Annotated in this window: 36 protein-coding genes; 26 read left to right on the plus strand and 10 right to left on the minus strand. The window is 62.1% G+C overall.

All coding sequences use genetic code 11. The annotated features are described in order from the left end of the window. The first annotated feature begins 163 nt into the window (after positions 1-163). Positions 164-2,284 carry a TonB-dependent receptor gene (locus VJR90_09465; GenBank protein ID HKV97703.1) on the plus strand — a complete coding sequence of 707 codons (2,121 nt, stop codon included), beginning with the start codon at positions 164-166 and terminating at the stop codon, positions 2,282-2,284. A gap of 35 nt (positions 2,285-2,319) precedes the next feature. On the opposite strand, the gene VJR90_09470 is transcribed toward VJR90_09465, so the two are convergent. After that, entirely contained in the window at positions 2,320-3,162 is an 843-nt protein-coding gene (locus tag VJR90_09470) for a DUF1684 domain-containing protein (GenBank protein ID HKV97704.1), read from the minus strand. A gap of 143 nt (positions 3,163-3,305) precedes the next feature. On the opposite strand from VJR90_09470, the gene VJR90_09475 reads away from it, so the two are divergent. Beyond that, positions 3,306-4,646 (plus strand): chloride channel protein, encoded by a 1,341-nt coding sequence (locus VJR90_09475; GenBank protein HKV97705.1) that lies wholly within the window; start codon positions 3,306-3,308, stop codon positions 4,644-4,646. Next, entirely contained in the window at positions 4,643-5,167 is a 525-nt protein-coding gene (locus VJR90_09480) for a hypothetical protein (GenBank protein HKV97706.1), read from the plus strand. The genes VJR90_09475 and VJR90_09480 overlap by 4 nt, the downstream gene beginning before the upstream one ends. A 17-nt stretch (positions 5,168-5,184) precedes the next feature. Here the strand turns inward: VJR90_09480 and VJR90_09485 are convergent, their stop codons facing one another. From VJR90_09485 to VJR90_09500, 4 genes are all read right to left on the minus strand, one after another. Further along, positions 5,185-5,418 (minus strand): hypothetical protein, encoded by a 234-nt coding sequence (locus VJR90_09485; GenBank protein HKV97707.1) that lies wholly within the window; start codon positions 5,416-5,418, stop codon positions 5,185-5,187. Between the two features lie 195 nt (positions 5,419-5,613). Next, entirely contained in the window at positions 5,614-5,982 is a 369-nt protein-coding gene (locus VJR90_09490; GenBank protein HKV97708.1) for a carboxymuconolactone decarboxylase family protein, read from the minus strand. Next, entirely contained in the window at positions 5,979-6,281 is a 303-nt protein-coding gene (gene merP, locus VJR90_09495; protein HKV97709.1) for a mercury resistance system periplasmic binding protein MerP, read from the minus strand. The genes VJR90_09490 and merP overlap by 4 nt, the downstream gene beginning before the upstream one ends. 15 nt (positions 6,282-6,296) lie before the next feature. After that, the gene (locus VJR90_09500) at positions 6,297-6,635 is read right to left on the minus strand and encodes a mercuric transporter MerT family protein (GenBank protein ID HKV97710.1); all 339 of its coding nucleotides are present in this window, start codon (positions 6,633-6,635) and stop codon (positions 6,297-6,299) included. A 74-nt stretch (positions 6,636-6,709) separates the two neighbouring features. On the opposite strand from VJR90_09500, the gene VJR90_09505 reads away from it, so the two are divergent. After that, complete coding sequence (locus VJR90_09505; protein ID HKV97711.1) at positions 6,710-7,111, plus strand: MerR family DNA-binding protein; 402 nt, start codon at positions 6,710-6,712, stop codon at positions 7,109-7,111. A gap of 168 nt (positions 7,112-7,279) precedes the next feature. On the opposite strand, the gene VJR90_09510 is transcribed toward VJR90_09505, so the two are convergent. Then, positions 7,280-7,927 (minus strand): ParA family protein, encoded by a 648-nt coding sequence (locus tag VJR90_09510; protein ID HKV97712.1) that lies wholly within the window; start codon positions 7,925-7,927, stop codon positions 7,280-7,282. Positions 7,928-8,100: 173 nt separating this feature from the next. Here VJR90_09510 and VJR90_09515 point away from each other — a divergent pair, with 173 nt between their 5' ends. The 11 genes from VJR90_09515 (at position 8,101) to ubiB (ending at position 17,364) form a co-directional block, all read left to right on the plus strand. Next, the gene (locus VJR90_09515) at positions 8,101-8,529 is read left to right on the plus strand and encodes a CoA-binding protein (protein HKV97713.1); all 429 of its coding nucleotides are present in this window, start codon (positions 8,101-8,103) and stop codon (positions 8,527-8,529) included. Beyond that, a complete protein-coding gene (gene dapF, locus VJR90_09520; GenBank protein HKV97714.1) occupies positions 8,526-9,356 on the plus strand; it encodes a diaminopimelate epimerase in 831 nt (276 codons plus the stop codon). Before VJR90_09515 ends, dapF begins: the two co-directional genes overlap by 4 nt. Continuing rightward, positions 9,353-10,057: a DUF484 family protein gene (locus VJR90_09525; GenBank protein HKV97715.1), complete on the plus strand. Its 705-nt coding sequence runs from the start codon at positions 9,353-9,355 to the stop codon at positions 10,055-10,057. The genes dapF and VJR90_09525 overlap by 4 nt, the downstream gene beginning before the upstream one ends. After that, positions 10,054-10,968: a tyrosine recombinase XerC gene (xerC, locus tag VJR90_09530; GenBank protein ID HKV97716.1), complete on the plus strand. Its 915-nt coding sequence runs from the start codon at positions 10,054-10,056 to the stop codon at positions 10,966-10,968. Before VJR90_09525 ends, xerC begins: the two co-directional genes overlap by 4 nt. Before the next feature lie 134 nt (positions 10,969-11,102). Next, positions 11,103-11,639, plus strand: coding sequence for an ATP-dependent protease subunit HslV (gene hslV / locus VJR90_09535; protein HKV97717.1), 537 nt, complete (start codon positions 11,103-11,105; stop codon positions 11,637-11,639). A gap of 137 nt (positions 11,640-11,776) precedes the next feature. Beyond that, entirely contained in the window at positions 11,777-13,108 is a 1,332-nt protein-coding gene (gene hslU / locus VJR90_09540) for an ATP-dependent protease ATPase subunit HslU (GenBank protein ID HKV97718.1), read from the plus strand. Continuing rightward, entirely contained in the window at positions 13,105-13,485 is a 381-nt protein-coding gene (locus tag VJR90_09545; protein ID HKV97719.1) for a DUF971 domain-containing protein, read from the plus strand. The genes hslU and VJR90_09545 overlap by 4 nt, the downstream gene beginning before the upstream one ends. Before the next feature lie 54 nt (positions 13,486-13,539). Next, positions 13,540-13,773, plus strand: coding sequence for an addiction module protein (locus tag VJR90_09550; GenBank protein ID HKV97720.1), 234 nt, complete (start codon positions 13,540-13,542; stop codon positions 13,771-13,773). Positions 13,774-14,116: 343 nt separating this feature from the next. Next, on the plus strand, positions 14,117-14,872 hold the full coding sequence (gene ubiE / locus VJR90_09555; GenBank protein HKV97721.1) for a bifunctional demethylmenaquinone methyltransferase/2-methoxy-6-polyprenyl-1,4-benzoquinol methylase UbiE: 756 nt from the start codon (positions 14,117-14,119) through the stop codon (positions 14,870-14,872). Continuing rightward, positions 14,869-15,486: an SCP2 sterol-binding domain-containing protein gene (locus VJR90_09560; GenBank protein ID HKV97722.1), complete on the plus strand. Its 618-nt coding sequence runs from the start codon at positions 14,869-14,871 to the stop codon at positions 15,484-15,486. Before ubiE ends, VJR90_09560 begins: the two co-directional genes overlap by 4 nt. A 210-nt stretch (positions 15,487-15,696) precedes the next feature. Further along, on the plus strand, positions 15,697-17,364 hold the full coding sequence (gene ubiB, locus VJR90_09565; GenBank protein ID HKV97723.1) for a ubiquinone biosynthesis regulatory protein kinase UbiB: 1,668 nt from the start codon (positions 15,697-15,699) through the stop codon (positions 17,362-17,364). A gap of 329 nt (positions 17,365-17,693) precedes the next feature. On the opposite strand, the gene VJR90_09570 is transcribed toward ubiB, so the two are convergent. The 4 genes from VJR90_09570 to VJR90_09585 form a co-directional block, all read right to left on the minus strand. Then, entirely contained in the window at positions 17,694-19,244 is a 1,551-nt protein-coding gene (locus tag VJR90_09570) for a peptidase S10 (GenBank protein ID HKV97724.1), read from the minus strand. Between the two features lie 178 nt (positions 19,245-19,422). Beyond that, a complete protein-coding gene (locus tag VJR90_09575; GenBank protein HKV97725.1) occupies positions 19,423-19,608 on the minus strand; it encodes a type II toxin-antitoxin system HicA family toxin in 186 nt (61 codons plus the stop codon). Next, on the minus strand, positions 19,605-19,811 hold the full coding sequence (locus VJR90_09580) for a 2-oxoisovalerate dehydrogenase (protein ID HKV97726.1): 207 nt from the start codon (positions 19,809-19,811) through the stop codon (positions 19,605-19,607). Before VJR90_09580 ends, VJR90_09575 begins: the two co-directional genes overlap by 4 nt. A gap of 59 nt (positions 19,812-19,870) precedes the next feature. Beyond that, positions 19,871-21,073 carry a M20 family metallopeptidase gene (locus VJR90_09585; protein ID HKV97727.1) on the minus strand — a complete coding sequence of 401 codons (1,203 nt, stop codon included), beginning with the start codon at positions 21,071-21,073 and terminating at the stop codon, positions 19,871-19,873. Positions 21,074-21,207: 134 nt separating this feature from the next. Here VJR90_09585 and VJR90_09590 point away from each other — a divergent pair, with 134 nt between their 5' ends. From VJR90_09590 to VJR90_09640, 11 genes are all read left to right on the plus strand, one after another. Beyond that, the gene (locus VJR90_09590; protein HKV97728.1) at positions 21,208-21,417 is read left to right on the plus strand and encodes a hypothetical protein; all 210 of its coding nucleotides are present in this window, start codon (positions 21,208-21,210) and stop codon (positions 21,415-21,417) included. A 3-nt stretch (positions 21,418-21,420) separates the two neighbouring features. Further along, the gene (locus VJR90_09595; protein ID HKV97729.1) at positions 21,421-21,888 is read left to right on the plus strand and encodes an MgtC/SapB family protein; all 468 of its coding nucleotides are present in this window, start codon (positions 21,421-21,423) and stop codon (positions 21,886-21,888) included. A gap of 24 nt (positions 21,889-21,912) precedes the next feature. Next, complete coding sequence (locus tag VJR90_09600; protein HKV97730.1) at positions 21,913-22,479, plus strand: YbhB/YbcL family Raf kinase inhibitor-like protein; 567 nt, start codon at positions 21,913-21,915, stop codon at positions 22,477-22,479. Between the two features lie 39 nt (positions 22,480-22,518). Then, positions 22,519-22,737, plus strand: a complete 219-nt coding sequence (locus VJR90_09605; GenBank protein ID HKV97731.1) for a hypothetical protein — start codon at positions 22,519-22,521, stop codon at positions 22,735-22,737. Positions 22,738-22,781: 44 nt separating this feature from the next. Further along, entirely contained in the window at positions 22,782-23,294 is a 513-nt protein-coding gene (locus VJR90_09610) for a YbhB/YbcL family Raf kinase inhibitor-like protein (GenBank protein ID HKV97732.1), read from the plus strand. Between the two features lie 18 nt (positions 23,295-23,312). After that, complete coding sequence (locus VJR90_09615) at positions 23,313-23,861, plus strand: M15 family metallopeptidase (GenBank protein HKV97733.1); 549 nt, start codon at positions 23,313-23,315, stop codon at positions 23,859-23,861. 115 nt (positions 23,862-23,976) lie between these two features. Then, entirely contained in the window at positions 23,977-24,138 is a 162-nt protein-coding gene (locus VJR90_09620; protein HKV97734.1) for a hypothetical protein, read from the plus strand. Between the two features lie 27 nt (positions 24,139-24,165). Continuing rightward, on the plus strand, positions 24,166-25,284 hold the full coding sequence (gene cfa / locus VJR90_09625; GenBank protein HKV97735.1) for a cyclopropane fatty acyl phospholipid synthase: 1,119 nt from the start codon (positions 24,166-24,168) through the stop codon (positions 25,282-25,284). Positions 25,285-25,447: 163 nt separating this feature from the next. Then, a complete protein-coding gene (locus VJR90_09630) occupies positions 25,448-25,681 on the plus strand; it encodes a CopG family transcriptional regulator (GenBank protein HKV97736.1) in 234 nt (77 codons plus the stop codon). After that, positions 25,678-26,097: a putative toxin-antitoxin system toxin component, PIN family gene (locus tag VJR90_09635; GenBank protein ID HKV97737.1), complete on the plus strand. Its 420-nt coding sequence runs from the start codon at positions 25,678-25,680 to the stop codon at positions 26,095-26,097. Before VJR90_09630 ends, VJR90_09635 begins: the two co-directional genes overlap by 4 nt. Before the next feature lie 107 nt (positions 26,098-26,204). Beyond that, a complete protein-coding gene (locus VJR90_09640; protein HKV97738.1) occupies positions 26,205-26,624 on the plus strand; it encodes an HIT domain-containing protein in 420 nt (139 codons plus the stop codon). The last annotated feature ends 105 nt before the right edge of the window (positions 26,625-26,729 follow it).

Below are 26,729 nucleotides of genomic sequence, written 5' to 3' on the forward strand. Positions count from 1 at the left end.
CAGGCGCAATGACGGCCGTGCCTCGGAGTCCGTTCCCAGCCCGGACAAAATACCGTTGGACGGCCTCGGAACTATTTCCACCTCCGGAAGTCACATTAGGATTACCGAAATCCCCGCTTCTTTTTCCCCACCAAAATATAATTGCAACAAGGTCAAATCCCTCATGAAAATCACGTCATCGGGTTTGCTAATTTCCGTTCTGCTTCCTGTTGCCTTCATGTGCAACACCGCTTTAGCGGACACTCCGGACCAGCTTCAAACCACGACCCTGGGCTCGGTGGAAGTCACCGCCACGCCCTTGCCCGAAAATCTGGGCAGCGTGCCGCAGAGCATCAACATCATCAACCACAATCAACTAATGGCGATGGGCGCCACGGACCTGCGCAGCGCCCTGGCATTGTCAGCCGGCGTGGAGATTGCACCGGGCGGCGATGGCGGACCGGCGAGCGCGGTGCCCGAGTTCCAGGGTCTGCGCGAGTTCGATGCCTTCCTGCTGTTGGTGGACGGCGTCCCGGTGGGCGGCGCTTTCAACCCGGATCTGGCGAGCATTAGTCTCAACGACGTGGAGCGCATTGAGGTGATCCGCGGTTCGGCACCGGTGAAATATGGCGCCACCTCGTTTGTGGGGGTCATCAACATCATCCACCGCAAGGCCGGCGCACCCGGCGCCACCGCTACGGCATCCTACGGTTCCTACGGCAGCAGCAGTGCCGGCGTGGCCGCGCCCATCACCAGCGACGGTCCGGTCCGCCAATCTATCGCGGCGGACGTGACCCAGCGCAATTTCAGCGATCCGCGCACCGCCTATACGCGCTCCCACGTCCTGTATCGCAGCGCCGTGGACACGGACAGCGGTGAGTTCCGTCTGGACCTGGACGGCCTGCTGCTGCGCCAAAAACCCGCGAGCCCGCGCCCACTGCCCGACGGTGCAAGCGCGCTGTCGCCACTGGTGCCGGTTGACACCAACAACAATCCGAGCGACGCCAGGATGGATGAGGACCGCGTCAGCCTGGTGCTCAGCAACGACACCAGCCTGAAGTGGGGCCAGTGGAGCACGACGCTTGCCAACGTTTTTACCCACAACCGCAACATCCGCGGCTTCCTGCGCTCGGACCAGTTGACCAACAACGGCCTGCCCAATGCGGACGGCTTCAATCAGAGCCAGGACCATACGGATATCTATTTCGACAGCCACCTGACTTTCTCGCTCCGGGATGATTTCGAACTGGTCGCGGGTTTCAGCTATCTGTACGGTTCGGGACAGGAGCAAAGCGCCAACTTCGAGTATTTCATCGCGCCGGACGGCGCCAATCCGCCTGCCAGCACCTCTGTGCCGGTGGACGAGTACACCGGCATGCAGGACACGCGCCGCTTCTTCGGGCTGTACTCGCAGGCCGATTGGACGTTTGCGCCGCGCTGGGACTTCAACCTCGGCCTGCAATTTAATCACGACCTCGAATCCCGGAGCGCCACGCTGTTTCCCACCGACCCGGCCCAGACGCCACAGTCCGGCGGCGATCAGCGCAGCAATACGCGTTTTTCCGGAATCGTGGCGCTGGGCTACACCGCTTGGCAGAGCGGCGCGGATGACCTGGTCGTTTACGGCAATTACCGCAACACTTTCAAGCCCGCGGCCACCGATTTCGGGCCGGAGTACACGCCGAATATTCTGGAACCCGAGACCGCCCAGGCCTATGAAGCCGGACTCAAGGGCAAGCTGTGGCAAGGCCGCCTCGACTGGGAGGCAAACGCGTTCCTGACCAATATGAACAACACGGTGATCTCGACGGATGTGAACGGCCTGCCCGGCATCGCCAACGGAGGCCAGAACCGCTTCAAGGGAATCGAATTGGCCGCGGATTGGCGCCTGAACCGGGACTGGCGCTGGCAGCTGGCTTACAGCTACCACGATGCCACTTACCGCAATTTCATCAACCAGACGCCCACCGGTTTGGTACAAGATGCCGGCCATCGCTTGGAGATGTCACCGCTCGATCTGTTCTCCACCGGCCTGTTTTACATGCCGGAGCACGGCTGGATCGGTTCGCTCCTGGTGCGCTATACCGGCCAACGTTACTTCGATCCGGAGAATACCGTCTCCACCCCCGCTTTCGTCACTTATGACGCGGGCATCGGATATCGCTTTGAGAAATGGACCCTGAGGCTCGACGGCCGTAATCTCAATAATCAGCGGCCCCCGATTTCCAACAGCGAGCTGGGCAACAGCCAGTCCTACATTCTGCCGGCGCGCTTCATCGAGTTGAGTGCCACGTTTCAGATATGATGTAAAGCATCACCGAAACACGGTGCTGTTTTTCCTCAGTGATCAACGTCGGCGTACTGCAATTCGCCCGCGGTGACTGCGATGGGCAGACGGTTCTGCGGCGGCGGCAGCGGGCAGGTGGCGAAGGCGCTGAAGGCACAGGGCGGTGAATAGCTCTTGTTGAAGTCAATTACGGTCCAGCCGTCCGCCGGCGGCGCAACGTACAGAAACCGGCCGGCGCCATAGGACTGCTTGCCGTTGGTGCGGTCGGCAAACATCACAAACCATTCCCGCTCCCCGGATTCCAATACTGCATCGAGGCGGCAGGTTTCGCGCTCCACTTCAAACACCAGCGCACCGGGCGACGGCATTTCCTCTTCCATGCCCAGCACCGTGGTGATGGGTATTTTCTTCGGAGGCGAATATGGCTCGAAGCGTGCGGCCAGCCGCCAATTTGGATCCACCGGGAAATATTCCAGTCCGCGGAAATGTATCCGGGCCTCGGCCCGACTGTCTTTGACGCGGATGCCCAGCCGGCTGCTGCGCTCGATGAGATAAAAACTCACTGTGCCGATGCTGAGCACCATGGGTGCACCGACGGCGTCATCCGCGAGCGGTCCGATGGCGTGCACCGGCCGGCCATCGTGCAGCACGCTGGCACCGGGTGCAGCCACGAACCGCACTTCGCGGCCCTTCACCTGAAACGTACCGGCGTGATCCGGCAGGGCCGGATAATCCATCACGATGCTGTTCGATGCAGCCCGGCCGAAGCTATTGTCACCTGGTTCCAGCCAATAGAGACCCACAAGCGTGGTCCAACCGTCTTCGGCCGTGAGCCTTTTCAGGCGCGCGGCGCGCCATGCCAGGATTTCCCGTTCGTATTCCGCATCTGCCATCATCAAGGCCACCCGTGTTCATCCGGATGCCGCGCATGCTAACTGCGCTGGCGGATTCTGACCACTCGCCCTGCGATGTCGGTCCATCACGATGTAAAATCCGGCCAGTGCTATCCTGCTCCGCCCTTCCTTAATACAGACGGCTCATGGCCAACCGATTACTGGGCTACCTCTCGGTTCGTGACTGGAAGACCCGGATAATTTTCTGGTGCGGGGCGCTGGCAGTCGGCGGCATCGCCGCGGGCTTCACGCTCGCCAGCACTTGGGCGATGGCGTTGCATCAGCGCATTCTGGACCAATCGCGCTGGTGGACCTTCCTGGTATCGCCGGTGATTCTCGTGCTCGTGGTGTTTCTGACGCGCTATGTGTTTCCGAACACGCAGGGCAGCGGTATCCCGCAGGCGATTGCGGCATTGCGCATTCCCAACGCCACCCGGCGGCGCGCTTTGCTGTCATTGCGCATCGCCTTCGGCAAAATCCTGTTGACGCTGATTGGCTTCGTGGGCGGCGCTTCCATCGGCCGTGAAGGCCCGATCGTGCACATCGGCGCTTCCACTATGTATTCGCTCGGGCGTTTTACGCGCTTTCCTCCGCACTATCTGCGCCACGGCCTGATCATGGCGGGCGGTGCGGCCGGAATTGCCGCGGCCTTCAACACGCCGATTGCCGGAATTGTGTTCGCCATTGAGGAGATGGCGCGCTTCTACGAGGAAAAAGCCACCGGCATGCTGCTGCTGGCAGTGATTATTGCCGGCGTGGTGGCGCTCGGAATTCTCGGCAACTACACCTATTTCGGCGTGACCAGCGCGAGCTTTGTGCACGCGCGAGACTGGATCGCGGTGCCGGTTTGCGGCGTCGCGGGCGGACTGCTGGGTGGAATCTACAGCCGCCTGCTGGTTGGCGGTATGCGCCGACTGCGGCCCTGGTTCGGAAAATACTGGCTGGTGATCGCGCTCGGCTGCGGACTGTTGATTGCGGTCATCGGCCTGGTCTCCCACGGCGCCACCTACGGCACCGGTTACGAGCAAGCGCGCCACGTGCTCGCCGGTGACCGGAGTATGGGTTGGGGTTTTCCGTTTTACAAAATCCTGGCTAACCTCGTGTCCTATTACAGTGGCATCCCCGGCGGCTTGTTTTCGCCATCCCTGGCGGCGGGTGCGGGACTGGGCGCGGATCTGGCGTTGCTGGTACCGTTCGCACCGGCCGCCACCGTGGTGGTGCTCGGCATGGTGAGTTATTTCACCGGAGCGGTGCAGACGCCGCTCACCGCCGCGGTGATCGTCATGGAAATGGTCAACGATCAGGCGATGATTTTCCCGATCCTGGCGGCGGCGTTAATCGCGTTGGGCGCCTCGAAACTTGTGTGCCGCCGGCCGGTGTATTGGGCATTGGCGGAGGAGTTTCTCAGTACCGTCGCCGACGACAAGCCGAAAAACGAAATCACATCCGATGCAGCCGCTACCAATACTGACGGAAGCCAGTCGTGAACAAATTATTCCAGATGTCCTTGTTTATCGCGTTGTTCTTCACTTCCACATTCGCCGCCGCCTCCGCACCTGCGGGATTGGACAAGATCGCCGCCTACACCGGCACCTGGAAAGGCCAGACCGAAAAGTTCAACACGTCTTACAGTAAGGCCGGCCACGAAACCGACACCATACACAATGACTGCTGGCGCAGCGGAGATTTCTACGTCATTCACCAGACCGTGAACGGCAAACCCGCACCGGTGCTGAGCGTGTATACTTACGATGCCAACGCCGATCTATACCATGTTTATGGAGTTCCAATGAATGGGGATGATCCCGGAGCGGCCGGCAAACTCATCATCAAAGGCAACGTCTGGACCTTTCCCTGGGAATATCACGACAAGGGCAAAACCATATACTTCCGCGTGGTGAATACTTGGAGTTCACCGCGCTCCATCGAATACCGGCAGGAATTTTCAAACGACAAGGTTCACTGGACACTGGTGGCAAAGGGAACTGAAATCAAAACACGTTCATGATGAGAGCGACTGATGCATTATGAATGGCCGGCCGTATATTTGCCGAACATGGTTTCCAGCCCACAGCAGGCCAGCAGGCTCCCCACCACCGTAACTCCGATGATCCAGTTCCAGCCATCAGGGCCGAGCGGCAGGACCTGCAACCCATAGAGCAGCGAAGCCACTGCGGCCAGAAGAAAAAGCGGCCCGGTATAGAAACAATGACGGCGTCCGCAACCGCGGGCATTGACGAGACAGGCGACCCCCATCATCGTAAATCCGAAGGTTCAGGCGACCGTACGAATGAGGTTGTCGGTATAGGCGCTTGCAACAATTAATACCCATGGTGCCACCCACAACAGCCCAATGGTCCAGCGACGACCGAGCAAATCTCTTTCGCTGTTCGTCGCGCACGTACTCATGTAGGTATCTCCTTGAGAGGGTAGGTTTGAAGGAGAGGCGATCTTTCAGGTCTCGCAGCAGGCCGCTTCTGGCAAGTCTTCGCGCACTGCGGCAAACGCCTTGACTGCCCAAGTCTCGCCCACGCAGCCGCCCATGGTCGAGGCGATTGCCAGGATTTCGCCGATCTCCTCTCGCGTGGCGCCAAGTTCATGGGCCTTCTGCATGTAGAAGCGGATGCACGGCTCACAGCGCGCACTCACGCTCCACAGCGCCGCGGCCAGCGCCTTCAGGCGCGCCGGCAGCGCGCCGTCGCTGAAGATCGCTTCCTGGCGCATGAACTTGAGATGCCGCGCGGTACCGTGACTGATTTCGCCAAACTCCCGGTGCGCAGCCAGTTCCGGGTCATGGGTTTCCGAATGTGCGGCGGTATTCATGGTTTCACCTGGTTTTCAAGCTTTGCGGGATAACCCGCATCCGTCGTGGCCTTGAGCAGCGCCGTCACATCGGTGCGTCCGGCGTCATACGCGACCGACACGGTGCGCGCCGGGAAATTCACCGAGATCTTTTCCACGCCCGGCACGCGCTCCAGTGCCTTGCGCACGGTGATGGGGCACAGCGGACAGGTCATGCCCGGCACGTCCAACACTGCGGTTTTTGTGACCGGTGCCGCGAGTGCGCTCGCGCCCAGAACGAAAGACAACAACGATACGATTGCAGCGCTACGCATTTTCATCTTCGACTCCTTGCCTCAGTAGAACAGAGGCGCAAACCAGGGAATGACAATCAACACCAGCAAGATAACGCTCACACTCCAGAAAATCGCGCGTTGCCGGCGGCGCACGCGCGGGTCGGCGCAGGCTTCGCCGGGCTTGCAGCGCACCGGTTTCAGATACAGCGCGCGGAAGCCGAGCGCCAGGAACAAAACAGTAATGCCAATAAGATAAGGCCGGTAGGGCTCAAACCATTGCAGGCTGGCGAGCCAGGCGCCGCCGATGCCGAGACTCACGAACACCAGCGGCACCACGCAGCAAAGCGAAGCGCCCACCGTCGCCAACACACCGCCGACTAACCAATGCTTCTCCGACATGCTCAATCTTCGCCGCCTGCCACGGCGTTAAACTACGCCCTGTACCACGGTACGGAGTCAAGAGGCGATCTAATATGAACGAACTGACCATCGGCGGGCTGGCGAAAGCCGCGGACATCGGTGTGGAGACGGTGCGCTACTACCAGCGCCGCGGACTCATGCCCGAGCCGCCGCGCGGCTACGGCAGCATCCGCCGTTACGGTCCCGGTGAGGTTGAGCGGCTGCGCTTCATCCGCGCCGCGCAGGAGCTGGGATTCAGCCTGAAAGAGATCGGAGAACTGCTGAGCCTGGAACAGGGCGGCAGTTGCCGCGCCGTGGAAACTTTGGCGGAAGCCAAACTCGCGGTAGTGCGGAAACGCATCATGGGACTGAAACGCGTTGAACACACGTTGGCGGTACTGGTGCGGCGCTGCGAGACCACACGCGGAAAAATGAGCTGCCCGATCATTCAATCATTGCACGAACGTAATCACTGAGCGTTGCCAATTGTCCGACGGCAATGCCACCCATTTCCCCAAGGGGAGCACCTGGAGTTCACTGCGTGCGATTGAATACCGGCAGGAGTATTCAACCGATAAGGCTCACTGGACGCTGATGGCAAAAGGGCATGAAAGAAAGCATTGAGCCTCTTCCTGCCGTTTGTTTCATGCCGCAGGCCGGCTGCGTCGGCTCTCCAGCCATTCAACCAGCGGCTCCCACTGTTCCTGATCGGGCCAGGAAAGATATTCCGGCAGTTCGTGGATGCCGAGTCCGCGGGTGTAGGCGCGGATATAATTCTGGGTATCGCGTAGGCGCGCGATCACCGGCACCTTGAGCGTGTCGAGGAATTCTTCCAGCTCGTCGTAGATCAAAAGATTCTCGCGCACGCGGTTGGCGACCACTGCGACTTTGACTTCCCTGCGCTCGACCTTGCCCACGTCCAGCAGTTCCGTGACGAATTTGGCGGCCGCGCCGATGTCTATCGGCGAAGGCAGCACCGGCACCACGATGGTTTCCGCATGCCGCACCATCTGCGTGAGTTCCGAGCCGTGGGAACGGGCCGGCGCATCAATGATGAGGAAATCGGTGTAGCGGTCGAGATGCGTGAGGCCGTGCTTGTGCGCATCCACGCCGTGGATCTTGTCGCGCTCCGGCGGGCGTCGCGCCAGCCAATCGAGGCTCGAGGCCTGCGGATCGTAATCCGCGAGGCTGGTGACCGCGTCCCAGTTACTGGCGAAGTAGCCGGCGATGTTGGTGGCGAGCGTGGATTTGCCGCAGCCGCCCTTGGCGTTTATCACCATGATCGTGCGCATGTGGCCTCCTCAAGACGTGTCCTTGTTAGCCGTTTTTTGCCCCCTTTAACCGGGTTCAGTATAGACGGCGGTTGCCAGCGCGGAACGCCGGCCCGGCGGGTTTGCCCGCCACCAGGCCCGCGCATTGCCATGCCTATAATGGGCGCATCCCGCAATCTGATTCCGGTACAGGCATGAGCTTTCGCAACCCGCCCACCGAGGAAATCCGGGCCCTGCTGCAGCGCATCCGGCGCATCGCGGTGGTCGGCCTGTCGCCCAACCCCGCGCGGCCAAGCCACGGCGTGGCCCGGGCCTTGCAGCGTTACGGTTACGAGATCGTCCCGGTGCGGCCGGCGGTGGACGAGGTGTTGGGCGAGAAAGCCTGGCCGGACCTGCGCTCGGTGCCCGGTCCGGTGGACCTTGTGGACGTGTTCCGTGCGCCCGAGCACGTGGACCAAATCGTGGACGACTGCATCGCCATCCATGCACCGGCGCTGTGGCTGCAGGAAGGCGTGGTCAACGTGCCGGCCGCGGAGCGCGCCCGCCAAGCCGGTATTATGGTGGTCATGGACCGCTGCATAGACAAGGACTACCGCGTACTCATGAGCGGAGCGCAAGCGTGAAAATCCCCTTCAGCAAGATGGAAGGCCTGGGCAACGACTTCATGGTGATCGATGCCCTCGACCGGCCGCTGCGTCTGGACACCCGGCGCGTGCAGGAGCTCGCGGACCGGCGCACCGGCGTGGGCTTCGATCAATTGCTGCTGCTCGAAGCGCCGCGCGACAAGGCGCACACCGCGCACTACCGCATCTACAACGCCGACGGCGGCGAAGTGGAGCAGTGCGGCAACGGCGCGCGCTGCGTGAGCCGCCTGCTGGTGGAAAACGGCCGCGCGCGCGGCCCCGAACTCAGCCTGGAGTCCGCCGGTCGCGTGCTCATCGCCGACGTGCGCGACCTCGACAGCGTGCGCGTCAACATGGGCGTGCCGGAATTCGAGCCGGCGCGCGTGCCCTTCGAGGCGCGCGAGCGCGCGCTTACCTACGAGCTGGAAGTGGACGGCCGCAACTACGAGATCGGCGTGGTCTCCATGGGCAATCCGCATGCCATCCTCGACATGCCGGACGTGGACATCGCGCCGGTCGCGGAACTCGGCCCCAGGATCGAACGTCATCCGCGCTTTCCGAAACGCGTGAACGTCAATTTCGCGCAATGGCTGGACCGCACGCACGTGAAGCTGCGGGTGTTCGAGCGCGGTACCGGCGAAACCCTGGCGTGCGGATCGGGCGCGTGCGCCACCACTGCCTGGGGGAGACTCGCCGGCTGGCTGGACGAGAGCGTGGAAGTCGCACTGCGCGGCGGGCGGCTCGTGATAAGCTGGCCCGGAGAGGGTCAGCCCATGTGGATGCGCGGTCCGGCCAACCGGGTGTACGACGGAACCATCGAATTATGAGCATCGAGCACAAATCCGGCCTGCCGGATCACGCCGAACAGGAAGATTCCGTCACGGATTATCTGGTTCAGCATCCGGAATTTTTCGAAAGCCACGTGGACGTGCTCGCCAAACTCAAGGTGCCGCACCCGGCCGGCCATGCGGTGTCGCTCATCGAGCGCCAGGTCGAGGTGCTGCGCCAGCAGCACCGCCAGATGGAACGCAAACTCGTGGACCTGATCGAGGTAGCGCGCGGCAACGACGCGCTCATCGAGCGCATCCACCGGCTGGCGCTGGCACTGCTCGAAGCCCAGACTTTCGCCGACCGCCTGTACGCCGTGCAGGAGGAATTGCGCAACCGCTTCGGCGCCGACGAAGTCAGCCTGTTCCTGATCAGCGAGCGCAGCGACAATCCCGATGCCGGCCCGGCGCGCTGGCTGCAGCCCGGGGATGGCGGTCTCGAGCAACTGCACGAGTTCCTCAAGGCCGGCAAACCTTACGTCGGACGGCTGCGCGCCCCGCAACTCGAATTCCTGTTCGGCACGCAGGCCGAGCGCATCACTTCGCTCGCGCTCATGCCGCTCGGCGTGCAGGGCAAGCTCGGCCTCCTCGCGGTCGGCAGCCATGAGGCCGACCGTTTCGGCCCGACGCTCGGTACCGCATTTCTCGCGCGCATCGGCGAGCTGGTGACGGCGGCCATCCAGCCGCTCTGGCCGGAATGAGCGCGCCGCTCAGCGCTGCAGTCGGAAAATTCATCGGACATCTTGCCCACGAGCGCCGTCTCTCGGTGCACACGGCGGCGGCCTATACGCGGGACCTCGACAGCTTCCGCCGCTACTGTGAACAGCAGCAGGTGAACGACTGGGGCGCGGTGGACATCCACCATGTGCGCGCATTCGTGAGCGCACGCCATCGCCAAGGCCTGTCGCCGCGCAGCTTGCAACGCCAGCTGGCCGCGATCCGCAGTTTCTACAATTATCTGCTGCGCGAACGCGCGGTGCGCAACAATCCGGCCAACGGCGTGCCCGCACCCAAGGCGCAAAAGCGCCTGCCGGCCACGCTCGATGCCGACCAGATGGCGCAGTTGCTCACGATCCAGGGCGACGATGCGCAGGCGGTACGCGACCGCGCCATCATGGAACTGTTGTACTCCTCGGGATTGCGGCTCGCGGAACTGCTTTCGCTGGAGCGCCACGCGATTGATCCGGGTGCCGCCGAAGTGCGCGTCACCGGCAAGGGCGCGAAAACCCGCGTCGTCCCGGTCGGGCGTAAGGCCCTCGGCGCGCTACAGGATTGGCTCAAGGTACGCAGCCAGTTGGCCAAGCCCGAAGACCAGGCGCTGTTCGTCGGGCCGCGGGGCGGTCCCCTGAGCCCGCGCACCTTGCAGGCGCGCCTCAGGCGCTGGGGCCGCGCCCAAGGCGTGGCCCAGGGCATACATCCGCACCTGTTCCGGCATTCCTTTGCCAGCCACCTGCTGGAATCGAGCGGCGACCTGCGTGCCGTGCAGGAACTGCTGGGACACGCCAACGTCAGCACCACGCAGGTTTACACGCACCTTGATTTCCAGCACCTTGCCCGCACCTATGACAAGGCGCATCCGCGCGCGCGGACCAAAGTGAGGGGTAAAGAGTAAGGAGTGAGATGTAGAATGCAGGTGTCAGGTTTCCGCCTCACTCCTCACTCCTCACGCCTCACTTCCTCACCAGCAATCACCTTGGGCAGCGATATTGACACCTGAATCCGGCCAGCTTTTTTAGGATCCATTCCATGGACCAACTCCACGGCACCACCATTCTTTGCGTGCGCCGCAATGCAAGCGTCGCCATGGGCGGCGATGGCCAGGTGACGCTCGGCAACACGGTGATGAAACCCAACGCCCGCAAGGTGCGCCGCCTGTACAACGATCAGGTGCTTGCGGGTTTCGCCGGCGGCACCGCGGACGCCTTCACGCTGTTCGAGCGCTTCGAGGAAAAGTTGAGCAAGCATAGCGGCAACCTGACGCGCGCCGCGGTGGAACTCGCCAAGGATTGGCGCACCGACCGCATGCTGCGGCGCCTGGAGGCGCTGCTGTGCGTGGCCGACAGGAGCGCCTCGCTGGTCGTGTCCGGCAACGGCGACGTCATCGAGCCGGAACAGGGTCTCATGGCCATCGGTTCGGGAGGCATGTACGCCCAAGCCGCGGCGCGTGCGCTGTTCGAGAACACTGAACTTGACGCGCGCGCCATTGTCGAACGCGCGCTCAACATCGCGGCGGACATCTGCATTTACACGAATCGCAACCTCACCATCGAGGTATTGACGTAAACGTGTACTGGATCATCGTTCGACTCTGATACCAGTGAGGCGTGAGGAAGTGAGGGGTGAGGTGGGAAACATTTGGAATGCCCGTCTCGTCTCTTGACCTCTCACTCCTCATACCTTTCCCCTCACCGGATTTGAACATGTCTGAGATGACCCCTAGAGAAATAGTCCAAGAGTTAGACAAGCACATCATCGGCCAGACGGCGGCGAAGCGCGCCGTCGCCATCGCGCTGCGTAACCGCTGGCGTCGCATGCAGGTCGAGCCGCAACTGCGCAACGAAATCACGCCCAAGAACATCCTGATGATCGGCCCGACCGGCGTCGGCAAGACCGAGATCGCGCGCCGTCTGGCGCGGCTCGCGAACGCGCCGTTTGTCAAGGTGGAGGCCACCAAATTCACCGAGGTGGGTTACGTCGGCAAGGATGTGGACAGCATCGTGCGCGACCTCGCGGAGGCCGCGGTCAAGATGGAGCGCGAACAGGCCAAGCACCACGTGCAGGCGCGCGCCGAGGAAGCGGCCGAGGAACGCATCCTGGATGCGCTGCTGCCGCGCAAACAGCACATCGGCTTCGCCAACGAGCCGCTGCCGCCCGACGAGTCCGACACGCGACAGAAACTTCGCAAGCTGCTGCGGGAAGGCGGACTGGAAGACCGTGAAATCGAGGTGGAGCTGGTGGTCAACGTGGGGGTGGAAATCATGGCGCCGCCCGGCATGGAAGAAATGACCCAGCAACTGCAGGGGCTGTTCCAGAACATGGGCGGGAGTCGCAAGCGTACGCGCAAGCTCAAGGTGCGCGAGGCGCGCAAACTGCTGGAAGACGAGGAAGCCGGCAAAATGATCAACGAGGACGAGATCAAGCTCGCCGCGCTCGAAAATATGGAGCAGAACGGTATCGTGTTCATTGACGAGATTGACAAGGTAGCGCGCCGCGGCGAGTTGCACGGCGCGGACGTGTCGCGCGAGGGCGTGCAGCGCGACCTGCTGCCGCTGGTCGAGGGCACCACCGTGACCACCAAGTACGGCACGGTGAAGACCGACCACGTGCTGTTCATCGCCTCGGGCGCGTTCCAGATGTCCAAGCCGTCGGATCTGATTCCGGAACTGCAGGGCCGCTTGCCGATCCGCGTGGAACTCTCGGCGCTGACCACCGAGGATTTCGTGCGCATTCTCACCGAGCCGGACGCAGCGCTCACCACGCAGTACAAGGCGCTCTTGGCCACCGAAGGCGTCAAGCTGGAGTTCAGCACGGACGGCGTGCGGCGCATCGCGGAGGTCGCGTTCGAGGTCAACGAGGGTACCGAGAACATCGGCGCGCGCCGCCTGCACACCGTCATGGAGCGGCTGTTCGAGAACCTGTCCTTCGAGGCGGCCGACAAGAACGGCAAGGCCATGACCATAGATGCCGCCTACGTCGACAAACAGGTCGGCGAGCTGGTCAAGGATGAGGACTTGAGCCGGTACATATTATGAGTACCGCCGCCCAGCATCCCACCGAGATCCGCTTGCGCAAATCGGCGGGCGTGCTCGCGGTGACGTTCGCCAGCGGCGAGAAGTTCGAGCTGCCGTTCGAGTATCTGCGCGTGTTCTCGCCCTCCGCCGAAGTCAGCGGCCACGGCCCGGGACAGGAAATCCTGCAGATCGGCAAGGAACACGTGAAGATCATCGGTGTCGAACCGGTGGGCAGTTACGCCGTGCGCCTGATTTTCGACGACGGTCACGACACCGGCCTGTATTCCTGGCCGGTGCTCCACGATCTCGGCCAGAACCACGAACAGAACTGGACGCGGTATCTCAAGCGCCTCAAAGATGCCGGCTATCAGCGCAAGGAGAACGGTTTGGTTCGTTGACAGCCGCAAGAGGCCGGATTACCGTGTAGTCAGCGCAAATTTCAGGGATCTGACATGGCCGCGAACCGCAAGGATTTGGGAAAATCACTGCTGGCTCTTCCGAAACAGGCACGTGCTGAGCTTGCCTCGGTGCTGATTGAAAGTCTGGATGATGCGTCAGCAGAAAATTACGCAGCTGCTTGGCTGGAAGAGTCTGCTCGCCGTCTTGAGGCTTATGAAACAGGGAAACTCGAAGTTGTTCCTGCCGAGAAAGTCATTGCCGAAGCTCGCGCACTAGTCGGCAAATAATGCGTTTGGTCTTTTCTACTGTCGCGCAGCGTGAGTTGCTCGCAGCCTTGTACTATTACGTAGATCAGCATCTTGGTCTCGGTGCAGAGTGGCTCGATGAGCTGGACAAGGCGTTGGGCTTCATGCGCTGCTATCCGGAAGGCTCACCCATCACGGGCAGAAATGTCAGGCAACGCCATAGTCGTGCTCTCCGTAGCCCATACACATCGCAAGCCGCAGCGCTGGGAGACCACGTAACCGCGCGGGTGGCGCTCAAATAGATTCCATGCCCTGTCGCGCAGCCGAATGCCATCGGCATCTCACAATGACTGTTAGAATGCAGGCCCACCGCGGGATGCATATCATGACCGACGATACCGAACCCGCCACGCATTTCGGCTACCAGCAGATTCCGCTGGCCGACAAGGCGCGGCGCGTGGGCGAGGTGTTCAGCTCGGTCGCCAATCGCTACGACCTGATGAACGACCTGATGTCGTTCGGCGTGCATCGCCTGTGGAAACGCTTTGCGCTTAGCCAGACCGGGCTCAAGCCCGGCCAGACGGCGCTGGACGTGGCTGGCGGCACCGGCGATCTCACCCGCGGGCTGGCGAGACAGGTGGGCGCAAACGGGCGTGTGGTGCTGGCCGATATCAATGCTGCGATGCTGGAGCGCGGCCGCGAGCGGCTCGTGGACGCGGGCGTCGCCGGCAACGTGGACTACGTGCAGGCGGATGTCGAGCATCTGCCGTATCCGGACCAGCACTTTGACTGCATCACCATCGCCTTCGGTCTGCGCAACGTCGCACGCAAGGAGGCGGCACTCGCCGGCATGTACCGGGTGCTCAGGCCCGGCGGCCGGCTGCTGGTGCTGGAATTTTCCAAGCCCGCTGTCCCCGGCCTGAAGGCGCTTTACGACCTGTACTCTTTCGCGGTGCTGCCGCAACTCGGCCGGGTGATCGCCCGGGACAAAGCCAGTTACCGCTATCTCGCCGAATCCATACGCGTACATCCCGATCAGGAAACCCTGAAGCAAATGCTGCAAGCGGCCGGCTTCGAGCGCTGCGATTATCTGAATCTCAGCGGCGGCATCGTGGCACTGCATCGCGGTTACCGCTTGTGAGCGCGCCGACGCTTGGCGTACTGCTGGCGCCCGCTGTGGAACTGGCGCTGCATCAAGCGCTGGCTGGCTCGAACGCCGCGGCGCGCGACATCAAGCAGCTCGACGGCAAAGTCATCGCGCTGGAACTCAAAGAATTGCCGCTCAAGCTGTACTTTCTGCCGCAGACCCAACGGCTCGCGGTGCGCGCTGCGCATGAAGGCAAGGTTGATCTGACGGTGCGCGCGCCGAGTTTCGCGCTGCTGGAAGCCGCGCTGAAACGCGGCGATGCCCCGCCGCGCGGCATCGAGCTGAACGGCGATGCGGAAACCGGCCAGATATTTTCCCGCCTGCTGAAGCAGGCGGACCTCGACTGGGAAGAAATCCTGTCGCGCTACGTGGGCGACGTCGCCGCGCACCAGATTGGAAACCTGGCGCGCGGCCTGCTGCGTTGGGGCAAGGATGCGGCGATGCGTTTCAGCCAGGACTTGGCGGAATACCTCGTGTATGAAAGCGCCACGCTGCCACCGCGTCACGAAGTCGAAATCTTTCTTGACGGCGTGGACCGGCTGAAGAACGACGCCGAGCGCCTGGCGGCGCGGGTGCAGCGCTTGGCGGGACAACACCGCAAGAGCTGACGCAATGCAATCCGCGAACCCCTGTGCCCATCAATATCTATGCTTCCCCCTTTGGAAAAAGGGGGGCGAAGCACGAAGTGCCGAGCGGGCAGCCATGGATGGCTGCCCCGGACTTTCGCATGCAGCAGGATTGCGAAGTGCGAAAGAGGGGGATTTTGCAAAGGAGGGGGCCGGGCGGCACGCGCGCATGCTGGGCCGGAATACATCCACATGATCACGCCGCGCCAGACGCTGCGGCTCATGCGCATCAGCTTTGTGCTGGCGCGTCACGGCCTGGATGAAATCATCCTCTCGGCACACATTTTCCGTCCGGTGCGCTTCGTCATATATGTTTCTCCGTTTCACTGGCTGCGGCGCCGTGATGTCACGCGCGGCGTGCGCATCCGTCGCGCGCTCGAAGACTTGGGGCCGGTGTTCGTGAAATTCGGGCAGATGCTGTCCACGCGCCGCGACCTCCTGCCGCCGGACATCGCCGACGAACTCGTCAAGCTCCAGGACCGCGTGCCGCCGTTCCCGGGCCGCGCGGCGCGCTTGATCGTGGAGCAGGCGCTTGAGCAGCCGGTGAGCGCATTGTTCGAGGAATTCGACGAAACACCGCTGGCCTCGGCCTCAATCGCCCAGGTACACACGGCGCGCCTCAAGGACGGGCGCGAGGTGGTGGTCAAGGTACTGCGCCCCGACGTGGAGCGCGTGATTCGCGCGGATCTGGAGCTGCTGTATCTGATGGCGGGGCTGGCGGAACGTTACTGGCACGAGTCGCGGCGCCTCAGGCCGCGCGAAGTGGTGGCGGAGTACGAGAAAACCATCCTCGACGAACTCGACCTGATGCGCGAAGCGGCGAACGCCGCCCAGCTCAGGCGCAATTTCGAGGGTTCGAAGCTGCTGTATGTGCCCGAGGTTTACTGGCCGCTCATCCGCCGCAACGTCATGGTGATGGAACGCATCCACGGCGTGCAGGTGAGCGACGTGGCCACGCTCAAGGCGCGCGGCACCGACATGCTGCGGCTGGCCGAGAACGGCGTGGAAATCTTCTTCACTCAGGTGTTCAAGCACAATTTCTTCCATGCCGACATGCATCCCGGCAACATCTTCGTGGACGTGCACGATCCGAAGCATCCGCGCTACATGGCGGTGGATTTCGGCATCGTGGGCGCGCTCACGGAGAGTGATCAACGCTATCTGGCGGAAAATTTCCTGGCGTTCTTCCGCCACGACTACCGGCGTGTGGCGGAGCTGCACGTGGATTCCGGCTGGGTGCCGGCCGGCACGCGCGTGAGCGAATTCGAAAGCGCCATTCGCACGGTGTGCGAGCCGATCTTCAACCGTCCGCTCAAGGACATCTCCTTCGGCAATCTGCTGTTGCGGCTGTTCCAGACCGCGCGGCGCTTCAACATGCCGCTGCAACCGCAACTGGTGCTGCTGCAGAAAACCCTGCTGTACATCGAGGGCGTGGGCCGCGAGCTGTATCCAGACCTGGATTTGTGGAAAACCGCCAAGCCGTTTCTGGAAGACTGGGTGCGCGAGCAGATGGGCCTCAAGGCCACGCTGCGACGGCTGCGCGCGAACCTGCCGGCGCTGCGCGAGCTGTTGCTGGAGACTCCGGGCCGGCTCAACACGATTCTGGAGCAGTTGTCCGCGGGCAAGCTGCGCGTGGGCATGGACAGCGACGAGCTCAAGAGCCTGCGCGATTCAGTGCGCCACCGCGTGCGCCACGTATATCACGCGGTCGCGGGCGGCGCGCTGGTGGTGAGCGGCGCCCTGCTGCTCGGCCGACCGGGTGTGCCGCTGTGGGCGGCCTGTGCGGTGGCGGGCGTGGGATTCCTGGTGCTCATCTGGGGCCACTGGCGCAGCCGCAAACTCGGCGCTGGGAAGGACTGACTGGAGTTTGTCTTAAAATCCTGAACCGTTCGTGTTGAGCCCTTCGACAGGCTTAGGACAGGCCCTTCGACAGGCTCAGGACAGGCCCTTCGACAAGCTCAGGACAGGCCCTTCGACAAGCTCAGGACAGGCTAGCGGAGCGCCGCTCCGCGAAGTCGAAACACGGAAAATCAGAGGCAAACAACCCTTCGATTTCGCTCAGGACAGGCCCTTCGACTTCGTGCCTGCGGCACTACGCTCAGGGTGAACGTATTTTAGGGCGGGTTCTGAGCTACAAAAAAAACAGGGCTCCGCAGAGCCCTGTTGTATCTCGTCTAGTTGGCAATCCCTTATTTCACGTTGTCGGTGTTGCGGATGAACGCCGCGGCGTTGTCGTGCAGCTGCTTGAGCGCCGGCACATGCACGTACACCATGTGGCCGGAATTGTAGTATTTCATGTGTATGTGGTTCTGCAGGTCCTTGGGAATCGGCAGGTGGTCCATGGTGTAGTCGGTGGCAAAGTAGGGCGTGGCCAGATCGAAATACCCGCTGTTCACCAGCACCTGCAGATCCGGGTTGTATTTCATGGCCTCGGTCAGGTCCACTGCCGTATTCAAGGTGCCCGGCCAGGCCTGGCCCGTGGTCGGGTTCTGGTGCGTCCAATCCCACTTGTGGAAAGCCTCGGGGAGGTAGTGGCGGTCGCGGCCGAACTTGAGCGTGTTGTGCACGTAGTGATTGAAGGCCGATACGTACGCGGAACTGATGGCCGCGGACTGCGGATCGTAGTAGGCCACTTCGCTCAGCGGGTTCATGGTCGGGCCGGTGAAGCGCGCGTCCAGCCGGCCGACGGTGGTGTCGTTGTCATTCAGCAACTCGTGCTCGAATTGGCTGGCGTTGACCCGCAGCTTGGCTTTCTCGATGTACGCGGTGCTCAGTCCGGTGTAGGTGTGCAGCTTCTCCGCGATGGCGTCAAACTGGCTGTCGGTGAGCGTGCTGCCCGCGTCCAGCGCGCGTGCGTAATCGCCGAGCGCGAACTGTTGCACCTGTTGCAGCAGCGGCTGCAGCTCCGCCGGCGGGTTGGGGAGTTTGTGGTGATACCAGGCGACCGCCGTGTAGCTCGGCAGGAACAGCTCGAACGGCAGATCGTTGCCGGCGTTGAAGCTCGCGGTGCGGAAATCCAGGATCGACGACAGCAGGATCACGCCGTTCATGTCAACGTCGTCGCGTTGTAAGAGATAGTTCACCAGCGCCGCGGAGCGCGGTGTGCCATAGGACTCGCCGAACAGGTACTTGGGCGAATTCCAGCGGCCGTTGTCGCTCAAGTAGCGGCGGATGAACTGCGCGAACGAGGCCACGTCGGCATCCACGCCGTAGAAATCCTTGGGCTCGCCCGCACCGCCCTCATCCTTGCCGATGATGCGGCTGTAACCGGTGCCCATGGCGTCAATGAACACTTCATCGGTGGCATCCAGCAGACTGTAGTCGTTGTTCACCAAACCGTAGGGCGCGGCCGGCGTGTGGGTGTGGTCCGCGGTGACCACGCGCTGCGGCCCGAAGGCGCCCATGTGCAGCCACACCGTGGAGGAACCGGGGCCGCCGTTGTAGAAGAAGGTGACCGGCCGGTTGGCGGGATTGGCGCCGCGCTTGGTATAGGCGATGTAGAACATGCTGCCGATGGGTTTGTCATCCTTGTTCTTGAGGATGATGGTGCCGGCGGTGGCGTCGTAATCCACACGCTGGCCCTCGACCGTGACGCTGCCCTGAGTGACGGATTTTTCCTCCTGGGTCGCGGTGGCGGTGCTGGCCGCCGGACGCTTGGCCGGAGGCGCATCGGCCGCGATGGCGGCGCCGGCGTAAACCGCTAGCAACAGCAGCAAGGCGGGGCTGAGATACTTCTTCATGGTTATCACCTGTGTGTGGAAGGCCGGGGGATGGAATCGTTGTTTTCGCAGGGACGCATGGTGGACAACAAAGGCCCACCTAGGTTCAACGCAAAGCATGTGTCTTGCCAAGGGCGTTTAATCGCCGAACAGCTGCTTGATCAACTCCTCTTTGGACATCTGCAAATGTCCGGCGACTTCACCCAAATATCGCGGACAGAGTTCCTACCTTCAACGTTTGATGGGCGGGAATTGTGAGATGGTTGACGATATCTGATACACGAGTAAGGCGGATGTGACTGCCGGTTTGGCGCGTGATCGAATAACCCAAGCGTCCCAATGTCTTAGCCAGATGCGCCCCGCCTACGTCGCGCGGGAGCTTCATAGCGCGATCAGTTCTTCTCTGACGAAGTGCAGGCGTATTACCTTGGGTGCTTTTCCGGGGTCAAAATGGCACGCGACGGCGTCGCGTACCTGCGTATGCAAAGCGGCAAGATCATCGGCTTCAGTGAAAATGGCTTCTCCCAGCGCGCGCGCCTGATAACCCCCCTCGGGGGCCTCGTCTACCATGAAAATAATTTCCTGCATGACGCTTTCCGATTAAACCCGCGCAATGGCTCAATATTAACAGCTAACTTTGTAAGAGTTCAGTGCCGCGCCAACAGACGCTGACGCAAATCCTGGTCCGCCGCCATGTCGATCACGGTCCAGGCCATGGCGAGCGCACCATCCCAGAGCGCCTGGTCCGCCGCCGGGCTCACGCAATGGGCGGTGAATTCCGGCTGATGGTTCACGGCCGGCAGCGAGTCGATGCCGATCATGGGATGGATCGAGGGCAGCGCAAGCGACACGTTGCCCATGTCGGTGGATGCGCTGAAGCGCGCCGCCGTCTCGGGTGTGACAAAGGCACGCGCCTTGGCGGGGATGTCAAAGCTCCTTCCCAGCAACTCGGAGTTGCGGCGGTAGATTTCCGCCATGGCCGCGTCATGGTGCATTTCCGTATAGGGTTTGTCGCCGCCCTTGATTTCCAGTTTCGAGCCGGTGGCGAGCGCGCCGGCCTCGAAGCAGTGGCGCACCTTCACGCGCAGTTCTTCCATGGCCTGCACGGATTCGCCGCGGATGATGTAGCGCGCGGAGGTGTGCGCCGGCACGATGTTAGGCGCCTCGCCGCCGTGGGTGCAGATGCCGTGGATGCGGTCGGTCTGGCGGATGTGCTGGCGCAGCAATCCTATGGATGTCTGCGCCACGGTGAGCGCGTCGGCGGCATTGATCCCCAGTTCCGGAAACGCCGAGGCATGCGCTTCCTTGCCGGTGTAATGCACGTCGAACATGGAGGCCGCGATGATCTTCGGCTGCAGCATGTCCATGGGCGCGGGGTGCACCATCATGGCGGCGTGCATACCCTTGAAGGCACCGCGCTCCAGCATCAATACTTTTCCGCCGGCATTGCCGATTTCCTCGGCGGGCGTGCCAAGCACCGTAATCGTCAACCCGGCGTCGTCGGCCACCTTGACCGCGGCCAGCCCGGCGCCCACCGCCATCGCGGCAATCAGGTTGTGGCCGCAGGCGTGGCCGACCCCCGGCAGGCTGTCGTACTCGGCCATGATGCCGATCTTGAGCGGCCCGTGGCCGGCGGTGGCGGAAAACGCCGTGGGCAAGTCACAAATGCCGGTGTTCACCGCAAAGCCCGCCTGGTCCAGCGTTTCCGCCAGCCAGCCGCAGGCTTTTTCTTCCTCGAAACCGAGTTCCGGATGCGCGTGGATGCGGTGGCTCAGCTCGAGCAGCGATAGGCGTGCCGCGCTCAGGCGTTCACGCGCCGCTTGTTTGGCATCCACGCTGCACCTCGCCATCGGAAAAGCCGCGATGATAGTCCCGCCCCCATCGAATGCCAAAGCGATTCGCCGGCGGGTATCCCGTCGCGCTGCCCGCACCGGCGGAAAATGATAGGCTTTCCCGCAGCTTGGCCATGGGTTGGGTAAGTGTCATGAGTGTGTTCCCGGGTCTGATTCTGTGGCTGATTCTGCTCGTGGTGTGCTGGCCGCTGGCGCTGCTCGCGCTGATTCTCTATCCGCTGGTGTGGCTGGTGCTGCTGCCGTTCCGGCTCGTGGGCATCAGCGTGGACGCGGTGTTCGAGCTGCTCGGTGCTATCCTGCGTTTGCCCGCGCGCCTGTTGCGCGGCCCCCGGAGCGCGTGACGCATGTTCATGAATTCCGACTGGCACACGCAACTCGTGATCATCGGCCAGGTGATCGTGGCCATGATCCTCGGCGGCGTAATTGGCTTCGAGCGCGAACTGGCCAACAAGCCGGCCGGCTTTCGCACTCACACGCTGGTGGCAGGCGCCGCCTGTCTGTTCATGGCGGTGGCCGCGGCAGCGGAACACTATCTGCAGTTGAAGAGCACGGTGGTCATTGACCCGCTGCGCGTGGCCGCGGCCATTGTCACCGGCGTGAGCTTTCTGGGCGCGGGCACGATTTTCCGCAGCGGCGGCGAGCACAGCAAAGTCGGCGGGCTCACCACCGCGGCAACCATTTGGACTTCGGCGGCCGTGGGCCTGGCGGTGGCGCTCGGCCAGTTGATCGCCGCTGTCGGCGTGACCATCTTGGCGCTCATCGTGCTGCGCGGCATGAAAGTGCTGGAGCGTGATCATCACGCGGATTCCTGATTGCACTTGATTGAGGAGCTCAACATGCGTTTATTCGTGCGCGCATTCCCGGCATTCCTGTTGCTGGCTTTGCCGGGGGCCACGCTGGCCGCGGGCGGGTTCAGCGTCACCAGTCCCGATTTTGCGAACGGCGGCACCATTCCCAAAGCGCAGGTGTTCAATGGTTTCGGCTGCAAAGGCGGCGACGTATCCCCGGCGCTGCACTGGTCGGGTGCGCCCGCGGGCACCAAGAGTTTTGCCGTGACCATCTACGATCCGGATGCGCCGACCGGCAGCGGCTGGTGGCACTGGGTGGTATTCAACATTCCCGCAAACGTCACCGGTCTCGCGGCGGGCGCCGGTGATGCGCACGCGCATATGCTGCCGCCGGGAGCGGTGCAGGCGCGCAGCGATTTCGGGTTCTCGAATTACGGCGGTCCGTGCCCGCCGGTCGGCGATCCGCCGCATCATTATCAGGTGACGGTGTACGCCCTCAAGGTCGCCAAGCTGCCGCTCGACGCCGATGCATCCGGCGCGATGGTGGGTTTTGAACTGCATTTCAGCACCCTCGCGCAAGCGCACCTGGTCGGCGTGTACGGCCGCAGCAAATAAGCGCCGGCCCGGCGCGGGGCGCGGGTTTATACTGGCGGCATGCGCAGTTTCAGCGACATCGGTGGTCAGGTGTGGGAGGCAGACGTGATGGATGCCTCCTACGGCAACATGCTCATGCTGTTCTGGCGACTCGGCAGTTTCGACGTGTACAAAAGCCCGTTGCAGGCAGGCAATCACCTCTCGGCCGAGCACGAAGTCGCCGCGTTCAGCGACGACGAGTTGCGCGCGCGTCTGGCGAGTGCCGAGCCGTGGGCATGACGCGCAGTTTGCAATTGCAATTTGGCGTTGTGCTGATCGCAGGCATGGCTTTGCCCTGGATAGCGGAGGCGGCTCCCATGGCGCAGAAATTCCAGCTCAGCTCGTCGGCCTATGCCGACAACGGCGCGATCCCCGCGCGCTACACCTGCGACGGTGCCGACATCTCGCCGCCCCTCGCCTGGTCGGGGGTGCCCGCCGGTACGAAGAGTTTCGCTTTCATCATGGACGATCCGGATGCGCCGGATCCGGCGGCGCCCAAGGTGACCTGGGTGCACTGGGTGCTGTATGGCATCCCCGTGGATGTGCACGGGCTGCCCGAAGGCGGCTCTCTGCACGCGCCGGCCGGCACGCGCGATGGCACGAACAGCTGGAAGCGCCCCGGCTACGGCGGTCCCTGTCCGCCCATCGGGCGGCACCGGTATTTCCAGAAGCTCTATGCCCTGGACACCGTGTTGCCGGATCTGCATCGCCCCTCCAAGGACGCGCTGCTCGCGGCAATGCGTGGCCACGTGCTCGCCGAAGCGCAGATCATCGGCACTTACCAGCATCCGCGCTGAGGGCATTGCGCGTTGAATGTGCAGATCGCAACCCCACCGGCGGATTACGCGGCACGCGTCGCCGCCATACACCGTGAACTCGGAATTCCGGCGGATTACGCCGCACGCCACCGTTTGCCACTGCTCCCGGAAGCCGGAGAACTCGCAGCCATCGGCCCGGACATTTTCGGCCGCGAGCAGCAACTCGCGCCGCATGCGGCCGGGCCGTGGCAGGCGATGCGCACCCGGGCGCTGCAGGATGACATCGTGCTGCTGGTGGTGTCGGCATTCCGCGGCCTGGATTACCAGCGCGATCTGATTGCACGCAAGCTCGCATCCGGCCAGCAGCTCGCGGACATTCTCAAGGTGAACGCCGCGCCCGGCTACAGCGAGCATCACACCGGCTGCGCCGTGGATTTGACCGCGGCCGGATACGCGCCGCTGGAAACCGAATTCGATTCCACCCAGGCCTTCGCCTGGCTGAAGCGCCACGCGAACGGTTTCGGCTTCCGGCTTTCATATCCGCGCGACAATCCGCATGGCATCGCCTACGAACCCTGGCACTGGGCGTATATAAAGGATTCTTAGTCCTTATCTCCTCTCCCCTTTTCAAGGGGAGAGGTTAGGGTGAGGGGTGCGATGTGAGGGGTAGCAAAATGCAATTGCAGCTGCGCTTATTTTTGGTTTCACACTGCACTACCTCATGAAAAAACTCATTCTGCTGCTGTGCGTGGTTATTCTGAGTGGAATCGGCTGGACCGTGGGGGCGCGTGCCGGCATGGTGACCGCCTGGCTGCTGTCCAGTCTCGGTGCCGTCATCGGCGCATATCTCGGCTGGCGCATCGGCCGCGCGTATCTCGATTGACGGGATTCATATAAGCAAGGGGTTCGCATGTCACAGTCCGCATTCAAACGCAAAGTGGAACATCTGCTGGAAGGCACCGGCGTCGCGGTCAACGGTCCGCATCCCTGGGACATCCAGGTGCACAACGAGCACTTCTACCGGCGCGCCATCGCCCACGGCTCGGTGGGGCTGGGCGAGTCCTACATGCAAGGCTGGTGGGACGCGGAGGATCTCGACGGCCTCATCTACCGTGTACTCATGGCCAATCTGGAAGAAAAAGCCGTGAACGTGGATAACGTGCTGGCCTATCTGCAGGCACGTTTCTTCAATCTGCAGAAACCCAACCGCGCGTTCGAGGTGGGCCGGCGCCATTACGATATGGGCAACGATCTCTACAAGCACATGCTGGGCAAGCGTCTGGTTTATAGCTGCGGCTACTGGAAAGCTGCGGACAATCTGGACGACGCCCAGGAAGCCAAGCTCGAATTGATTTTCAAGAAGCTCGGGCTGAAATCCGGTATGCGTGTGCTCGACATCGGCTGCGGCTGGGGCGAAGCGCTGAAACTCGCCGCCGAACGCTATGGCATCACTGGCGTCGGCATCACCGTCTCGGAACAGCAGGCCAGGTACGCACGTGAAATCAGCAAAGGACTGCCGATTGAGGTGCGCCTGCAGGATTACCGGTTGCTTGACGAAAAGTTTGACCGCATCTTCTCGATCGGCATGTTTGAGCACGTGGGCGTGAAAAACTATCCCGCCTACATGCAGACCGCGCACCGCTGCCTCAAGGATGACGGTCTGTTCCTGCTGCACTGCATCGGCGGCAACAAGTCGGTGCGCGACACCGACGCCTGGATCGCCAAGTACATTTTCCCCAACAGCATGCTGCCCTCCATCAAACAGATCGCCGCCGCCACCGAGGATCTGTTCGTCATGGAGGACTGGCACAACTTCAGCGTGTACTACGACAAGACCCTGCAGGCTTGGCGGCGCAACTTCGAGAACAGTTGGGAAGAACTCAAAAACCAGTACAACGAAACCTTCCACCGCATGTGGCGTTACTACCTCTGCGCCAGCATGGCTTCGTTCCGGTCGCGCAAGAACCAGTTGTGGCAGATCGTGTTCTCGCCACGGGGAGTACCAGGCGGCTACGTCGCGCCGCGCTGATTGCTCCCTACTTCCTCCCGAGCAGGCCGATGACAACCCGCACCGCCCAGACTCGTGCCGGGAATTCACTAGCCCTGGTATGCAATGCAGCCGCATTGGTTTGACAGCGCCTCATCTATATGTTTTGATGTATTAGCATCGATGCGTATAGAGGTTGGAAAGTATGTCTCGGATAACCATCAGTATCACGAATGAGCGTCACAAGGCGCTCAAGGCTGCCGCTGCCCGGCGCGGAAAAACCATCGGGGAACTCGTGGCGGAAGGCCTGGAGGCAGTCGGCATCAAGCCGGAAAACAGGGTAGCCGAGCTGCTTGCCAAAGCGCGCGCCCGCTCACGGCTGTCTGCGGCAGCGGCGGAAAAACTTGCTGTCGAGGAGACCCGGAAGGCCCGTCAGTGAGCCCCTCTTTTTGGGTGGTGGATACCAACGTCGTGGTATCGGCCGTGATAACAGCCGATGCGGCATCGCCGCCAGCAGTGGTTCTCGATCGCATGCTGAACGCGGAATTCAACTTTGTGCTCTCGCTTGATTTGCTCAGCGAATACCGGCGCGTGTTGCTGCGGCCACGCATCAAGAAGCTCCACCGCTTGACGGAAAGTGAAATTGATATTTTGCTGGAGGCGCTGGCGACCAATGGCGTGATCGTGGATACCACCGGGCGCAATGAACAGGCCCCGGAGCCTGGCGACAATCACCTCTGGCGTTTGCTGGCAGCGCGCCCCGGCTTGAATCTGATTACCGGAGACGCTTTATTGATCGAAAACCCGCCACCCAAATGCCGCGTATTGAGATCCCGCGAGTTCGTGGGGACTTGACTGTGGCGCAGCGGCCAATCGAAACGCGACGATCGTCGGACTCAAAGGAATCTCAGATTTGTTCGTCATTCCCGCTTTCGCGGGAATGACAATTAGTAACAAATTCCATGTTCCAGCTTCATTCACAGCTCGAAAAAGACACCCTGCCGCTCGGCAAATTCAAGCTTTGCCGCTTGCTGCTCATGGACGATGCGAATTATCCGTGGTTCATCCTGGTGCCGGAACGCGAGAACATCCGTGAAATTCATGAACTCGACGACGCCGACCGCCGTCAGCTCTGGGACGAATCCGCGCAACTGGCGCGCGCACTCACCGTCATTTTCAAGCCCGACAAGCTCAACATTGCGGCGCTCGGCAACCAGGTGCCGCAACTGCACGTGCATCACATCGTGCGTTACACGCACGACAAAGCCTGGCCCGCGCCGGTGTGGGGCAAAGTTCCGCCGCGACCGTACTACAGCGCCGAGATCAACAAATTGAAAACTGCGCTGCTGCCGAAATTGAACGAGGATTTTCGCCCAGAATGACGGAACCTATTTCCAAATTCTCTAACCGTTCGTGTTGAGCGTAGCGGAGCGAAGCTCCGCGAAGTCGAAACAGGGAAAATCATGGTTTGAGACCCTTCGACTCCG

The sequence above is a fragment of the Gammaproteobacteria bacterium genome (genome assembly GCA_035279405.1).
GTDB lineage: Bacteria > Pseudomonadota > Gammaproteobacteria > Natronospirales > REEB76 > REEB76.

Coding starts and splice junctions, on each gene's coding strand:
- VJR90_09465 (HKV97703.1), top strand. CDS start 164: ATGAAAATCACGTCATCGGGTTTGCTAATTTCCGTTCTGCTTCCTGTT.
- VJR90_09470 (HKV97704.1), bottom strand. CDS start 3,162: ATGATGGCAGATGCGGAATACGAACGGGAAATCCTGGCATGGCGCGCC.
- VJR90_09475 (HKV97705.1), top strand. CDS start 3,306: ATGGCCAACCGATTACTGGGCTACCTCTCGGTTCGTGACTGGAAGACC.
- VJR90_09485 (HKV97707.1), bottom strand. CDS start 5,418: ATGATGGGGGTCGCCTGTCTCGTCAATGCCCGCGGTTGCGGACGCCGT.
- VJR90_09490 (HKV97708.1), bottom strand. CDS start 5,982: ATGAATACCGCCGCACATTCGGAAACCCATGACCCGGAACTGGCTGCG.
- merP (HKV97709.1), bottom strand. CDS start 6,281: ATGAAAATGCGTAGCGCTGCAATCGTATCGTTGTTGTCTTTCGTTCTG.
- VJR90_09500 (HKV97710.1), bottom strand. CDS start 6,635: ATGTCGGAGAAGCATTGGTTAGTCGGCGGTGTGTTGGCGACGGTGGGC.
- VJR90_09505 (HKV97711.1), top strand. CDS start 6,710: ATGAACGAACTGACCATCGGCGGGCTGGCGAAAGCCGCGGACATCGGT.
- VJR90_09510 (HKV97712.1), bottom strand. CDS start 7,927: ATGCGCACGATCATGGTGATAAACGCCAAGGGCGGCTGCGGCAAATCC.
- VJR90_09515 (HKV97713.1), top strand. CDS start 8,101: ATGAGCTTTCGCAACCCGCCCACCGAGGAAATCCGGGCCCTGCTGCAG.
- VJR90_09525 (HKV97715.1), top strand. CDS start 9,353: ATGAGCATCGAGCACAAATCCGGCCTGCCGGATCACGCCGAACAGGAA.
- xerC (HKV97716.1), top strand. CDS start 10,054: ATGAGCGCGCCGCTCAGCGCTGCAGTCGGAAAATTCATCGGACATCTT.
- hslV (HKV97717.1), top strand. CDS start 11,103: ATGGACCAACTCCACGGCACCACCATTCTTTGCGTGCGCCGCAATGCA.
- hslU (HKV97718.1), top strand. CDS start 11,777: ATGTCTGAGATGACCCCTAGAGAAATAGTCCAAGAGTTAGACAAGCAC.
- VJR90_09545 (HKV97719.1), top strand. CDS start 13,105: ATGAGTACCGCCGCCCAGCATCCCACCGAGATCCGCTTGCGCAAATCG.
- VJR90_09550 (HKV97720.1), top strand. CDS start 13,540: ATGGCCGCGAACCGCAAGGATTTGGGAAAATCACTGCTGGCTCTTCCG.
- ubiE (HKV97721.1), top strand. CDS start 14,117: ATGACCGACGATACCGAACCCGCCACGCATTTCGGCTACCAGCAGATT.
- ubiB (HKV97723.1), top strand. CDS start 15,697: ATGATCACGCCGCGCCAGACGCTGCGGCTCATGCGCATCAGCTTTGTG.
- VJR90_09570 (HKV97724.1), bottom strand. CDS start 19,244: ATGAAGAAGTATCTCAGCCCCGCCTTGCTGCTGTTGCTAGCGGTTTAC.
- VJR90_09575 (HKV97725.1), bottom strand. CDS start 19,608: ATGAAGCTCCCGCGCGACGTAGGCGGGGCGCATCTGGCTAAGACATTG.
- VJR90_09580 (HKV97726.1), bottom strand. CDS start 19,811: ATGCAGGAAATTATTTTCATGGTAGACGAGGCCCCCGAGGGGGGTTAT.
- VJR90_09585 (HKV97727.1), bottom strand. CDS start 21,073: ATGGCGAGGTGCAGCGTGGATGCCAAACAAGCGGCGCGTGAACGCCTG.
- VJR90_09590 (HKV97728.1), top strand. CDS start 21,208: ATGAGTGTGTTCCCGGGTCTGATTCTGTGGCTGATTCTGCTCGTGGTG.
- VJR90_09595 (HKV97729.1), top strand. CDS start 21,421: ATGTTCATGAATTCCGACTGGCACACGCAACTCGTGATCATCGGCCAG.
- VJR90_09600 (HKV97730.1), top strand. CDS start 21,913: ATGCGTTTATTCGTGCGCGCATTCCCGGCATTCCTGTTGCTGGCTTTG.
- VJR90_09605 (HKV97731.1), top strand. CDS start 22,519: ATGCGCAGTTTCAGCGACATCGGTGGTCAGGTGTGGGAGGCAGACGTG.
- VJR90_09610 (HKV97732.1), top strand. CDS start 22,782: ATGGCTTTGCCCTGGATAGCGGAGGCGGCTCCCATGGCGCAGAAATTC.
- VJR90_09620 (HKV97734.1), top strand. CDS start 23,977: ATGAAAAAACTCATTCTGCTGCTGTGCGTGGTTATTCTGAGTGGAATC.
- cfa (HKV97735.1), top strand. CDS start 24,166: ATGTCACAGTCCGCATTCAAACGCAAAGTGGAACATCTGCTGGAAGGC.
- VJR90_09630 (HKV97736.1), top strand. CDS start 25,448: ATGTCTCGGATAACCATCAGTATCACGAATGAGCGTCACAAGGCGCTC.
- VJR90_09640 (HKV97738.1), top strand. CDS start 26,205: ATGTTCCAGCTTCATTCACAGCTCGAAAAAGACACCCTGCCGCTCGGC.